General features: G+C 66.7%; 10 protein-coding genes. All 10 read left to right on the forward strand.

All coding sequences use genetic code 11. The features are described 5' to 3' along the window. Position 1: 1 nt before the first annotated feature. The 10 genes from carA (at position 2) to CJ028_RS18795 (ending at position 13781) form a co-directional block, all read left to right on the forward strand. Positions 2–1282 (forward strand): glutamine-hydrolyzing carbamoyl-phosphate synthase small subunit, encoded by a 1281-nt coding sequence (gene carA, locus CJ028_RS18750; RefSeq protein WP_105036692.1) that lies wholly within the window; start codon positions 2–4, stop codon positions 1280–1282. Beyond that, positions 1282–4569: a carbamoyl-phosphate synthase large subunit gene (gene carB, locus CJ028_RS18755; RefSeq protein WP_105036693.1), complete on the forward strand. Its 3288-nt coding sequence runs from the start codon at positions 1282–1284 to the stop codon at positions 4567–4569. Before carA ends, carB begins: the two co-directional genes overlap by 1 nt. Further along, positions 4566–5492: an orotidine-5'-phosphate decarboxylase gene (gene pyrF, locus CJ028_RS18760; RefSeq protein WP_240607423.1), complete on the forward strand. Its 927-nt coding sequence runs from the start codon at positions 4566–4568 to the stop codon at positions 5490–5492. The genes carB and pyrF overlap by 4 nt, the downstream gene beginning before the upstream one ends. Then, the gene (gene gmk, locus CJ028_RS18765; protein WP_105036950.1) at positions 5485–6405 is read left to right on the forward strand and encodes a guanylate kinase; all 921 of its coding nucleotides are present in this window, start codon (positions 5485–5487) and stop codon (positions 6403–6405) included. The genes pyrF and gmk overlap by 8 nt, the downstream gene beginning before the upstream one ends. A gap of 114 nt (positions 6406–6519) precedes the next feature. Then, positions 6520–6780, forward strand: a complete 261-nt coding sequence (rpoZ, locus tag CJ028_RS18770; protein ID WP_092107764.1) for a DNA-directed RNA polymerase subunit omega — start codon at positions 6520–6522, stop codon at positions 6778–6780. A 37-nt stretch (positions 6781–6817) separates the two neighbouring features. Then, positions 6818–8044, forward strand: a complete 1227-nt coding sequence (gene coaBC / locus CJ028_RS18775) for a bifunctional phosphopantothenoylcysteine decarboxylase/phosphopantothenate--cysteine ligase CoaBC (RefSeq protein ID WP_105036694.1) — start codon at positions 6818–6820, stop codon at positions 8042–8044. A gap of 118 nt (positions 8045–8162) precedes the next feature. Then, on the forward strand, positions 8163–9356 hold the full coding sequence (gene metK / locus CJ028_RS18780; RefSeq protein ID WP_105036695.1) for a methionine adenosyltransferase: 1194 nt from the start codon (positions 8163–8165) through the stop codon (positions 9354–9356). A gap of 13 nt (positions 9357–9369) precedes the next feature. Continuing rightward, positions 9370–11382 carry a primosomal protein N' family DNA-binding protein gene (locus CJ028_RS18785; protein ID WP_105036696.1) on the forward strand — a complete coding sequence of 671 codons (2013 nt, stop codon included), beginning with the start codon at positions 9370–9372 and terminating at the stop codon, positions 11380–11382. Further along, positions 11383–12300 (forward strand): methionyl-tRNA formyltransferase, encoded by a 918-nt coding sequence (gene fmt, locus CJ028_RS18790; protein ID WP_105036697.1) that lies wholly within the window; start codon positions 11383–11385, stop codon positions 12298–12300. It begins immediately after the preceding gene. Next, positions 12297–13781 carry an RsmB/NOP family class I SAM-dependent RNA methyltransferase gene (locus tag CJ028_RS18795; protein ID WP_105036698.1) on the forward strand — a complete coding sequence of 495 codons (1485 nt, stop codon included), beginning with the start codon at positions 12297–12299 and terminating at the stop codon, positions 13779–13781. The genes fmt and CJ028_RS18795 overlap by 4 nt, the downstream gene beginning before the upstream one ends. Positions 13782–13792: the final 11 nt, after the last annotated feature.

Here is a 13792-nt window from a genome sequence, read left to right on the forward strand (position 1 = left end):
CATGCCCGACTCGACCGCTCCAGACCAGGCAGAAGCAATCCAGGCTGTTCCAACGGATGCCTCACCGACCGACGCCGTCGCATCCGCTGCCGGCGCATCGCCTGAACGCAGTAGCACCTTCTCGGTTACCGACCGCCCCGGCCCGGCCGTACTCGTTCTGGAAGACGGCCGCCGCTTCGTGGGCCGCCGCTACGGCAGCGAGGGCCAGACGCTCGGCGAGATCGTCTTCGCTACCGGCATGACCGGCTACCAGGAGACCCTGACCGACCCGTCCTACGCCGGGCAGATCGTGCTTATGACTGCCCCGCACATCGGCAACACCGGAATGAACGACGAGGATATGGAGTCCCGCCAGCTCTGGGTGGCCGGCTTCATCGTGCGGGAACCGGCGCGGATCGCCTCGAATCATCGTGCCACCCGCACCCTCGACGACGACCTCGAAGCGCAGGGAGTGGTCGGGATCAGCGGCATCGACACCCGGGCGATCACCCGCCACATCCGCTCCGCGGGCGCCATGAAGAGCGGCATCTTCTCCGGCGACGTGTTCGGCCTGTCCGAGAGCGAACAACTCGAACGGGTGCGTTCTGGTGCGGCCATGCGCGGCCGCAATCTGTCGCTCGAGGTCTCGACCGTCGAACCCTTCTCGATCCCAGCACAAGGCGAACGTATCGGCTCGGTCGCGGTGCTCGACCTCGGAGTGAAGACCAGCACCCTCACCTACCTCGCCGAACGCGGCTTCGAGGTGCTCGTGCTGCCGCAGTCGGTCACCGCCGAACACGTTCTGTCGCTGAAGCCCTCCGCCCTGTTCTTCTCCAACGGACCCGGTGACCCGGCCGCGTCTGACGCTCATGTCACCCTGCTGCAGGAAGTGCTGCGCGCGGGCATTCCCTACTTCGGCATCTGCTTCGGAAACCAGCTGCTCGGCCGGGCACTCGGGTTCCGCACCTACAAGCTGCCGTTCGGGCACCGGGGCATCAATCAGCCGGTGCTTGACAAGACCACCGGCCGGGTCGAGATCACCTCGCAGAACCACGGCTTCGCCGTTGACATGCCCATCGAGGGAATCCACGACTCGCGCGCCGGCTTCGGACGGGTCGAAGTGAGCCACTACAGCCTCAACGACCAGGTGGTCGAAGGCATCCGCTGCCTCGACATCAACGCCTTCTCGGTGCAGTATCACCCGGAGGCCGCCTCTGGCCCGCACGACGCCAACCACCTTTTCGATCGATTCAGAGACGTTGTTCTGGCTGCGCAGTCAGCCGATGCAGGAGAGACCAAATAATGCCCAAGCGCGACGATATCAACAGTGTTCTTGTCATCGGCAGCGGCCCGATCGTCATCGGCCAGGCCTGTGAGTTCGACTACTCCGGCACCCAGGCCTGCCGCGTGCTGCGCGAGGAAGGCGTGCGCGTCATCCTGGTCAATTCCAACCCGGCCACCATCATGACCGACCCCGACTTCGCCGATGCCACCTACATCGAACCGATCACGGCCGAGATCCTCGAAACCATCATCGCCAAGGAACAACCGGATGCCATTCTGCCGACCCTGGGTGGGCAGACCGCCCTCAATGCGGCCATCCAGCTGCACGAGCGCGGAATCCTCGAAAAGTACAACGTCGAACTGATCGGCGCGAGCTTCGACGCCATCAACAAGGGCGAAGACCGCATGATCTTCAAGCAGCTCGTGCTCGACGCCGGCGCCGACGTGGCCCGCTCGTTCATCGCCCGTACTGTCGAGGAAGCCGTCGGCTACGCCGCCGACCTCGGCTACCCGCTGGTCGTGCGCCCCTCCTTCACCATGGGCGGCCTCGGTTCGGGCTTCGCCTACACCGAGGTGGAACTGCGTCGCATCGTTACCGACGGCCTGCACCACAGCCCCACCACCGAGGTGTTGCTCGAAGAATCCATCTTGGGTTGGAAGGAGTACGAACTCGAGATGATGCGCGACACGGCCGACAACACCGTGGTCGTCTGCTCCATCGAAAACGTCGACCCGGTCGGCGTGCACACCGGCGACTCGATCACCGTCGCCCCGGCCCTCACCCTGACCGACCGGGAATTCCAGCACCTGCGCGATATCTCGATCGACATCATCCGTGCCGTCGGTGTCGACACCGGCGGCTGCAACATCCAGTTCGCGATCAACCCGGCCGACGGCCGCGTCATCGTGATCGAGATGAACCCGCGGGTCTCCCGTTCCTCCGCCCTGGCCAGCAAGGCGACCGGCTTTCCGATCGCCAAGATCGCCGCCAAGCTCGCCATCGGCTACCGCCTCGACGAAATCCCCAACGACATCACCGGGGTCACCCCGGCGAGCTTCGAGCCGACCCTCGACTACGTCGTGGTCAAGGTGCCGCGCTTCGCGTTTGAAAAATTTCCGGCCGCCGACCAGCGCCTGACCACGACCATGAAGTCGGTAGGTGAGGCCATGGCCATCGGTCGCAGCTTCGCATCCGCTCTGCAGAAGGCACTGCGCTCGCTCGAGAAGCGCGGCTCGAGCTTTCACTGGGGCGCGGAAACGCGCACGGTCGAGGAACTGCTCGCCGCGGCCGAGATCCCCACCGACGGCCGCATCGTCACCGTGCAGCAGGCGCTCCGCCGTGGCGCGACCATCGACCAGGTCTTCGCCGCGACCAAGATTGACCCGTGGTTCCTCGATCAGATCGTTTTGATCAACGAGATCGCCGACCAGGTCAAGGAGGCAGACCGGCTCGACCGCGACGTCATGATCCTCGCCAAGGACCACGGTTTCTCCGACGCCCAGATCGGCGAACTGCGCGGCTTCGGCGAAGCGGATGTCCGCACCGTGCGCCACATTCTCGGCGTGCGCCCCGTGTTCAAGACGGTCGACACCTGCGCGGGGGAGTTCCCGGCCCTTACCCCGTACCACTACTCCAGCTACGACGATGAGACGGAGGTCGTCGCCAGCGATCGCCGCAAAGTTGTCATCCTCGGGTCCGGGCCGAACCGCATTGGACAGGGCGTCGAATTCGACTACTCCTGCGTGCACGCCTCGTTCGCCCTCTCCGAGACCGGCTATGAGACCATCATGATCAACTGCAACCCGGAGACGGTCTCCACCGACTACGACACGAGCGACCGGCTCTACTTCGAGCCGCTCACCCTCGAAGACGTGCTCGAGGTCATCTACGCCGAAAGCCAGAGCGGCGAACTCGTCGGCGTGGTCGTGCAGCTCGGCGGGCAGACCGCGCTCAGCCTGGCCCGCGGCCTCGAAGCGGCCGGAATCCCCATTCTCGGCACCACCCCCGACGCGATCGACCTCGCGGAGGAACGCGGCCTGTTCTCGAAGATCCTCGACGACGCTGGCCTGCTCGCTCCCCGCAACGGAACGGCGATCGACTTTGCCGGCGCTGTCGTGGTGGCCGAAGAAATCGGCTACCCGGTGCTCGTGCGCCCGAGCTACGTGCTCGGCGGCCGCGGCATGGAGATCGTCTACGATTCCCCGTCCCTCGCCGACTACTTTCAGCGCATGGCCGGGCAGGGAATCATCGGGGCCGGGCATCCGCTTCTGGTGGACCGTTTTCTCGATGACGCGATTGAGATCGACGTCGACGCCATCTATGACGGTCACGAGCTCTACATCGGCGGTGTCATGGAGCACATCGAGGAGGCCGGCATCCACTCCGGCGACTCGAGCTGCACCCTGCCGCCGGTCACCCTCGGGCGCGCCGAAATCGACCGCGTGCGCGAAGCGACCCTCGGAATCGCCCGCGGTATCGGGGTGAAAGGACTGCTCAACGTTCAGTTCGCCATCGGCGCCGGTGTGCTCTACGTGCTCGAAGCCAACCCGCGCGCCTCCCGCACGGTGCCGTTCGTCGCCAAAGCACTCGGCATCACCCTCGCCAAAGCCGCAGCGCTCATCATGGTCGGCACGACCATCGCCGAGCTTAAGGCCGAGGGCAAGCTGCCGCTCATCGACGGCTCCCGCGTTCCGATCGAAGCACCGGTCGCCGTGAAAGAGGCCGTGCTGCCGTTCAACCGGTTCCGCACCCCCGAAGGACTTGTCGTCGACTCCATCCTCGGCCCGGAGATGCGCTCCACCGGCGAGGTCATGGGCATCGACCGCGACTTCCCCCGCGCCTTCGCCAAGAGCCAGCTCGCCGCCTACGGCGGAATTCCGCTCTCCGGCACCGTCTTCGTGTCGGTGTCCGACCGTGACAAGCGCGCGATCATTCTGCCGATGCTGCGGCTGCAGCAGCTCGGCTACGAGATCGCGGCGACGATCGGTACCGCCGAGGTGCTGCAGCGAAACGGCATTCGCGCCCGCATCGTGACCAAATTCAGTGAAAAAGCGGGGGAGGATGACGTCTCGATCGTCGAGCTCATTCGGCGCGAAGAGATCCAGATCGTCATCAACACCCCCGGCGGCAGCACCGCCCGCGCCGACGGCTACGAGATTCGCGCGGCCGCGGTCGCCGGCGACCTGCCGCTGTTCACCACGATCGCCGAGCTCAGTGCCGCGGTCGCCTCGATCGACTCGATTCGCGACGGGTTCGAGGTGACCTCGCTTCAGGAATACGCCACGGCCCGAACCGCTCTGCTGTGAACGCCGGCCCTGCCGTGACGGGCGGGCCGGTCGTCACCTTCGGCGACCGGCTCGAGCAGGTGTTCGACACCCAGGGTCAGCTGTGCGTGGGCATCGACCCGCACTCCTGGCTGCTCGGGGAGTGGAACCTCCCCGACACAGCGGCCGGCGTCGAATCGTTCGGTCGCGCGGTCGTCGCCGCTGCGGCCGGCCGGGTCGGCATCGTCAAACCGCAGGTCGCGTTCTTCGAACGCTTCGGTTCGGCGGGGTTTTTGGCGCTCGAACGCGTGTTGGCCGATGCCCGGCAGGCCGGCCTGCTCGTGATCGGCGACGCCAAACGCGGCGACCTCGGCACCAGCGTCGAAGCCTACGCGCAAGCCTGGTTCACGCCCGGTTCCCCGCTCGAAGTGGATGCTCTCACCCTCGCCGCCTACATGGGTGTCGGATCGCTCGACTCACCGCTTACCCTCGCGGCAGCCAACGGTAAGGGGGTGTTCCTGCTCGCGGCGACCTCGAACTCCGAGGCAGCAAACATTCAGCGGGCAATCGTGGCCGACGGCCCCTACACAGGATCCACCGTCGCTCGTGCCATTCTCGATGACGTCGGAGCGCGTAACGCCAGGGCCGGCGCGGCTGACGCGGGGGCGGCATCCGCTCGGCCAGCGACCGGTCTGGGGTCGATCGGCGTCGTGCTCGGAGCCACTCTCGACCTGGCGGACTTTGGCATCGACGTGCGGCAGGCTCCCGGCGAATTTCGAACACCGGTGCTCGCACCCGGTTTCGGACACCAGGGAGGGAATATTATGGATCTTCCCGGGATATATGGTGAATACGCTGGAGGAGTTATCGTGAGTGAATCGCGCAGTGTGCTCTCGGCCGGACCTCACCGGATCGAAGAAGCCATTGAGCGCCGAGTAGCCGAAGTAGGTGCCGTCCGTGGCTGAAAACCGTCCCACACCGCCCGAAGTCGACCGCGTGGCTGCGTCGCGCGCCGCCGTCGCTGCCAGGCGAGCCCGCGCCAAGGTCAAAGCCGAGGTCGCCTCCGGCGAACGAACTGCACTGGAGGTGCTCGCTACGGCGATCAAAGACCCGATCGGGGTTGAGGGCCGGCTGCGGGTGACCGAGCTGCTCGTGAGTATTCCGGCCATCGGTGTGACCAAGATGCAGCGCATCATCCACCGGCTTGAAATCTCGCCGTCCAAACGCCTCGGGGGCCTGGGCCGGCACCAGCGCGACCGGCTGCGGGACTTTCTCTCTGAACGGCCCACGCTGCGGCACGGCGTTGCTGACTCCAAACTCATCGTTCTCGCCGGCCCCACTGCGGTGGGTAAGGGTACCGTCGCGGGCTACATTCGCGAGAACTACCCCGACGTGCTGCTCTCCGTTTCGGCGACGACGCGCGCACCGCGCCCGGGGGAGACCGAGGGGGTCAGCTACTACTTTGTCTCCGACGACGAATTCGACCGCATGGTCGAGGCCGGCGAACTGCTCGAGTGGGCCAAGGTGCACAACGCCTACCGCTACGGCACGCCCCGCGGCCCGGTCGACGCGGCCATCGCCGCCGGCAACAGCGTGCTGCTCGAGATCGACCTGCAGGGTGCTCGCGCCGTGCGCCGGGCCATGCCCGAAGCCCGGCTGGTGTTTCTGCTGCCGCCGAGTTGGGACGAACTGGTGCGCCGCCTGATCGGGCGCGGCACCGAAGATGCGGCCGAACAGGCCCGTCGGCTTGAGACCGCCAAGCTGGAATTGGCCGCCCAGGGCGAGTTCGATTACCGCGTGATCAACCACGATGTCGGCGACGCTGCCCGCGAGGTCGTAGACTTGATGGAGATCCGCGCTGCATCCAGCATCTCGTAGCGCCCGTTTCTGCTGAATTCTTACGTGTCGTACGGCACGTTTACCTCGCATATTTTCGTTTAACAACAGATTCGCACTGGCCTTCGGCCGTGCTCTATTAGGAGTGTGACACCAATGGCGAACAAGCCCACTGGCATCATTGACCCGCCCATCGACGACCTTCTCTCCAAGGTCGACTCGAAGTACGCCCTCGTGATCTTCGCGTCCAAGCGTGCGCGTCAGATCAACGACTACTACGCCGACCTGCACGAAGGCAGCCTGTTCGACAACGTCGGACCGCTCGTCGACTCGACCGTCGAAGACAAGCCGCTGTCGGTTGCCCTGCGCGAGATCAATGACGACAAGCTCGTTTCCCGCCCGATCGTCGAGGCCTAGTACTAGCCCAACAGCGACAAACTCTCAAGCGCGCAGGATGAAGACACCTCGCACGATCGTCGTCGGTATCACCGGCGGCATCGCAGCGTACAAAGCCGTCAACATCGTGCGCGCTTTTGTGTTGAACGGCGACTCGGTGCACGTGGTCGCCACCGCGGCGGCCCTGCGTTTCATCGGCAAGCCCACGCTCGAGGCCATCTCGCGCAATCCGGTGCATACCGACCTCTATGAGGGCGTCGCCGAGGTACGTCACGTGGCCATCGGCCAGGGGGCCGACCTCATCGTCGTCGCCCCGGCAACGGCCAACAGCATCGCTAAACTCGCCGCCGGCCTCGCCGACGACCTGCTCGGCAACACCATTCTGGCCAGCACAGCGCCGCTCGTGATCGCGCCGGCCATGCACACCGAGATGTGGAACAACCCCGCCACAGTCGCGAACGTCGCCGTGCTGCGCTCGCGCGGCGTGACCATCGTCGGCCCCGGCGTCGGCCGCCTCACCGGAACCGACTCCGGCGCTGGCCGCATGGAAGAGCCGGAGACCATTGTGGCGGTTGCGCTGGCTGTGCTCGACCGGGTGCCGGAGGCTGGCGAGGACGCGACATCCGTTCGGCAGGATCTCGTCGGTCGCCGCGTACTGATCAGCGCCGGCGGCACGCGGGAACCGCTCGACCCGGTGCGGTTTCTTGGCAACCGGTCGAGCGGCAAGCAGGGCGTTGCACTCGCCCAGGCCGCCCTGGCCCGCGGGGCCCAGGTCACCCTCGTCGCCGCCAACCTCGAGGTTGCCGTTCCGACTGGCGTGACGACCGTTCTGGTCGGCAGCGCCCTCGAGATGCACGAGGCCATGACGCGCGCTGCTGAGACGGCCGAGGTCATCATCATGGCCGCTGCGGTCGCCGATTATCGGCCCGAGTCCGTGCAGGTCGGCAAGATCAAAAAGGAAGACGTGGGGGACACCCTCACGCTAGAACTGGTCAAGAATCCCGACATTCTGGCCGGGCTCTCCGCTGCTCGTCGGCCAGGTCAACTGATCATCGGCTTCGCCGCCGAAACCGAAACGGATGCCGACCGGCTGCTCGCACTCGGCCGTGCCAAAATCACCCGGAAGGGCTGCGACTATCTGGTCGTGAACCGGGTGGGCGTGGACGCCGGTTTCGGCACGGAGAGTAACACCGTGACGGTGCTCGATCACCACGGAGTTATAGTGAATGAGGGCTCCGGCAGCAAGATGTCGGTGGCCAACTGCATACTGGACCTGATCGGTTAGCTCTCTCACAAGCTCGACCAGAAGCCAGTAATCAACCGAGTACCGGCCTGCCGGTATCGGTATTAACTTGTACGCTTTTTATTCAAAACTACGTTTTCAACGAACAGAGACGGGCCAGATGAGCGATCTTCGCCTCTTCACCTCGGAATCAGTCACCGAGGGTCACCCCGACAAGATCTGCGACCAGATCTCCGACAGCATCCTCGATGCCCTGCTTACCGACGACCCGCACAGCCGGGTTGCGGTTGAGACACTTGTCACCACGGGACTCGTGCACGTGGCCGGTGAGGTCACCACCGAGGCGTACGTCGAGATTCCGTCGATCGTGCGCAAGTGCATCACCGACATCGGTTACGACTCCTCCGACGTCTGGTTCGACGGCCGGTCCTGCGGCGTCGAAATCTCCATCGGCGGCCAGTCGCCCGACATCGCCCAGGGCGTCGACAACGCTTTCGAAACGCGTGAGCAGTCCAGCCTCGACGACTTCGACCGGCAGGGCGCCGGCGACCAGGGCATCATGTTCGGTTACGCAACCCGCGAGACCCCGGAACTGATGCCGATCCCGATCTGGATCGCGCACCGCCTGGCCGAACGTCTCGCCTTCGTGCGCAAGAGCGGCGAACTCGACTACCTGCGCCCCGACGGCAAGACCCAGGTCACCATCGGCTACGACGGCATCATCCCCCGCACGGTTGAAACCGTCGTGGTGTCGACCCAGCACGCGCCGTCAGTGACTACCCAGCGGCTGCGTGCCGAGGTCGAAGAGCTCGTCATTCGACCGGTGCTCGAGCGCATCGACCTCGACTCGTCCTCGCTGGCAACGCTCATTAACCCCACCGGCCGCTTTGAAATCGGCGGGCCGCAGGGCGACGCCGGCCTCACCGGGCGAAAGATCATCATCGACACCTACGGTGGATCGAGCCGCCACGGCGGTGGTGCGTTCAGCGGGAAGGACCCGTCCAAGGTCGACCGTTCGGCCGCCTACGCCATGCGCTGGGTCGCCAAGAACGCCGTCGCGGCCGGCCTCGCCGAACGCCTCGAAGTGCAGGTCGCCTACGCGATCGGCAAGGCTTCCCCGGTCGGTCTGTACGTCGAGACCTTCGGCACCGGCGTGCTGCCCGACGAGGAGATCACCGCGGCGATTCGTGAGGTATTCGACCTGCGTCCGGCAGCAATCATCCACTCGCTTGACCTGCTGCGGCCCATCTACGCGCAGACCGCCACCTACGGCCACTTCGGCCGGGAGCTGCCCGACTTCACCTGGGAGCGACTCGACAAGGTCGACGACCTGCGCAGCGCCGCCGGCCTCTGAAGCCGGCGCAGTCATGACGCACTCCGGCCTCGTCGCACGGGTGCTGATTGAATCTCCCCTGCCGCAACTGGACCACCTGTTCGACTACGGCGTACCCGCCGAACTGGTCGGTCAGGTTGCGGCGGGAATGCGGGTCAAGGTGCCGTTTCGTTCCGGCGGCCGTGTCGTCGACGCGTATGTGATCGAGGTCCTGGATCCGCGAACCACTCGACGGCCGTCCGACTCTGAAACGGATGCGGCCTTCCGCGGGGCCCTCAGTCCGCTCGACTCGGTCGTGTCCTCGGCCGTCGTGCTCACGCCCGACGTGTGGAAACTGGCGCGCCGGCTGGCGGATCGCGCTGCCGGGAACGCGAGCGACATCATCCGTCTCGCGGTCCCGCCGCGGCAGGTGCGCGTGGAAAAGGCCTGGTTGGCCGCGCAGGCCGCCATACCTACTCCGTCACCGGTCTCGATCCGCCTGGCCGCCCCCGCCTTCGTCGGCTACCCGACCGGACGGCTCGACAGTGTGATTATGGAGCATCACCGCGTCGCCGTCGCCGCTATCCCCGAACTCACGCAGCTGACCGACGGCAGCACGATCGGCCGTTGGGCCCAAACCCTGGCCGAACTCGCCATCGCCACCGTCAGCGCAGGTCACAGCGCCATTCTTTGCGTGCCCGACTTTCGTGACCAGGACCAGGTACAAGCCGCCCTGGCCCAGCTCGCCCCGACGATGCCGCTGAGCCGCGTCGATGCCCGCCAGCCAAACCCCGACCGGTACCGCGCCTTTTTGGCCTGCCTCGAACCCGCGCCGCGCATCATCCTCGGCAACCGGTCGGCTGTCTACGCCCCGGCACACAATCTTGGCCTGATCGCTCTCTGGGACGACGGCGACCCGCTCTACTCCGAGCCGCTCAGTCCCTACGTCAATACTCGCGACGCGGCCCTCGTGCGTCAGAAGGACAGCGACTGCGCTCTCGTGCTGCTCGGGCACTCGCGCAGCGTCGAAACCCAGCGCCTGGTCGAGCTGAATTACCTGAGCGAGGTGAATCCGGCCGCTGATCGACACCCGCGCATCATCCCTACTGATTTTCAGTCCGAGCCCGACCAGCAGGCTCGCGCGGCCCGTATCCCGTCGGCAGCGTGGCAGGCTGCCCGCGAGGCTCTCGCGCACGGGCCCGTACTGGTGCAGGTTGCGAGCCCCGGGTATGCCCCGATGCTCGCCTGCCAAAGCTGCAAGAAGGCCGCCCGCTGCACCCACTGCCAGGGTCCGCTTGGGCTCAAGTCGGCCTCGGCTGTGCCGTCCTGTCGATGGTGCGGCGCCCTCGCTGCCGGCTGGACCTGCGCGCACTGCGACGGCACCAAGCTGCGCGTCGTTACCCTCGGCACCGGGCGCACCGCTGAAGAACTCGGCCGCGCTTTTCCGGGGGCACGGGTGATCGTCGCCGACGGCGAACACACGATTCAGACTCTCGGCGCCCAGCCGGCCCTCGTGATCGCCACCCGGGGCGCCGAACCGGTGCCGACCGGCGGCTACCAAGCCATCCTCATCCTCGACGGCGAGCGGATGCTCGCCCGCGAATCGCTGCGCGTCGCCGAGGACTGCCTACGCTGGTGGGCCAACGCGGCCGCCCTCGCCGCCCCCGGCGCTCCAGTGCTGCTCGCGGGTGTCGGTGGTGGCCTCGCCCGGGCACTCAACTCCTGGCGGCCAGACATCTTCGCAGCGAGCGAACTCGCCGACCGACGCCACCTGCGGTTTCCGCCGGCCGTGCGCGTCGCTTCGGTCAGCGGCACCGCGGCAGACGTCGACGCTGCCCTCGCCGATCTCGGCGCCGTGGCAGGCCTTGACATACTGGGCCCGGTCGACACCGAGGCCCCCCTGGTGCGGGCGGTCGTTCGATTCGGCTACGCCCGCGGCGATGAAGTGGCCCACACGCTCAAGGCGGCGGTCGTGCGGAATGCCGCCAAACGCCGCAAGCCGAGGTCGGGATCGTTCCAAGCGGCACCTACACTTAAGGTTCGATTCGACGACCCGGAGCTGCTCTAAATGAAACTCGTCTTTGCCGGTACGCCCGAGGTCGCGCGGCCCAGCCTCACGGCCCTGGCTGGCACCGATCACGAGATTGTCTCCGTGATTACCCGAGCGGATGCCCCGCTCGGGCGCAAACGCACCCTCACCCCCTCGCCGGTCGCGCAGACCGCGGCGCAGCTCGGCTATTCGGTGCTAAAGACCAACCGACTCGACGCCGAAGCCACGGAGTCCATCCGCGCCCTCCAGCCTGACCTCGGCGTCATCGTCGCTTACGGCGGCATCGTGCGCGAGCCCCTGCTCTCCATTCCCCGTCTCGGTTGGATCAACCTGCATTTCTCCCTCCTGCCGCGCTGGCGGGGGGCCTCCCCGGTGCAGCGCGCCGTCATCGCCGGTGATGAACTGACCGGCGCCGCAGTGTTTCAGCTGGTACCAGAACTCGATGCCGGCGCCGTTTTCGGCAGCTTTTCTCAGCCTCTCGGCGCACATTCCACATCGGGAATACTTCTCGACGAGCTCAGCCACAGCGGCGCTGATCTGCTGCTGCGGGTCGTCGAGGAACTCGCCGCGGGCACCGCCCTAGCTGTGGCGCAGACCGGCGAGATTACCCTCGCGGCGAAACTCGTCCGGGACGACGCGCGGATCGATTTCAGCCGACCGGCGGCATCCGTCTATAACCATATTCGCGGAGTGACCCCGGAACCGGGTGCGTTCACGACCGTGAACGGCGCGGTCCTGAAAATTCTCGAGGTCGCACCCAGCGTCGACCAACCCAACCTGCCTGCGGGAACCATTGTGCAGCGTGAAAAGACAGTGCTGGTAGGCACACGGAGCGAACCCTTGATTCTGCTGCGCGTGCAACCAGCCGGAAAGACAGCAATGACAGCGAACGACTGGTGGCGCGGAGTGGCAGCAGAGACGGTGACGGCGTCATGAGCGACGATCGCCCCGGCTCGGCCCGCCCCGATTCGGCTCGCGCTAACTCGGCCCGCGCGGCCGACTCGGCACCGTCGGCCAATGCCCGGTCCCGCCAGGGCCCGGCCGACTTCGTGCAGCCGGCCCGACGCATCGCCTACGAGGTGATCGCGGCTGTGCGCGAATCCGACGCGTACGCGAACCTGCTGCTGCCGACCCGCATTCAACGCGCAGCCCTGGGCACAGCGGATGCCGCCCTCGCAACCGAGCTCACCTACGGCACCCTGCGCATGCAGGGCTTCTACGATCGTGTGATCGCTCTAGCGGCAAACCGCCCGGTGAGCGCCATCGATCCGGCAATTCTCGACGTGCTGCGTCTCGGCGCCCACCAGCTGCTCGCCACCCGGGTCGCGACCCACGCCGCGGTGAACGAATCCGTCTCGCTCGCCAAGCAGGTCGGCTCCCGCTCGGCGACCGGCTTTACCAATGGCGTGCTGCGCACGATTTCACGGTCGAGCGCCGAGGAGTGGCGTGAGCGGGTGCTGGAGGGCGCGGTCAACGTCGACGACCGGTTCGCCGCCGAATACTCGCACCCGGCCTGGATCGTGCGCGCCTTTCGCCAGGCCCTACGCGCCGAAGGCCACGAGGATGAGCTCGCCGACCTGCTCGGCGCCGACAATATGGCCGCCAAGGTTAACATGGTCGCGTTGCCCGGTCTCGCCACAGACGGAGACCTTGAACGGCTAGGCCTCGCCGACGAATTCTCGCCGGTCGGTTTCGTGCTCGACTCCGGCGACCCGTACCACCTCGTGACCGCCACGGCGGGTCGTGTTCGGGTGCAGGACGAAGGCTCGCAGATCGCGGCCCTGGCACTCAGTCGTGCCCGGCCGATCGTTGCGGGGGAGCGCTGGCTCGACCTCTGCGCCGGCCCCGGTGGCAAGGCGGCCCTGCTCGCCTCGGAGGCACGCGCCGGGGGAGCCGAACTTGTGGCCAACGAGCTCGTACCGGCTCGGGCAACGCTCGTACGCACCGCCCTCGAGGCGCTGCCGGAGACCATTCCGGTCTGGGAGATTGACGGCACCACCATCGGCCAGACGCATCCCGACACCTTCGACCGTATCCTGCTCGACGCTCCCTGCACCGGCCTCGGCGCGTTACGGCGTCGACCGGAGGCCCGCTGGCGCAAGCAGCCGAAAGACGTCGCCGACCTCGCCGGGCTGCAGTCCGGACTGATCGACGCGGCCTTGCTCGCCCTCAAGCCCGGCGGCATCCTCGCCTACGTCACGTGCTCGCCGCACACCGCCGAAACGCGGGCGATTGTCGCCCTCGCCGTGCGCAAGGCCGGTGGCGCGGTCACGGCGCTCGACACGGCTGCCGTCGTGCAGTCCTTCAGCGCCGCGAACCTCGACCTGCCCGCCGACACCGGAAGCGTGCAGCTGTGGCCGCACCGCCACGGTACAGATGCCATGTTCATCACCCTGCTGCAGCGTTCCGCCGAGTAGGCGCCCCGCCG

The organism is Cryobacterium aureum (assembly GCF_002954245.1).
Lineage (GTDB): Bacteria > Actinomycetota > Actinomycetes > Actinomycetales > Microbacteriaceae > Cryobacterium > Cryobacterium aureum.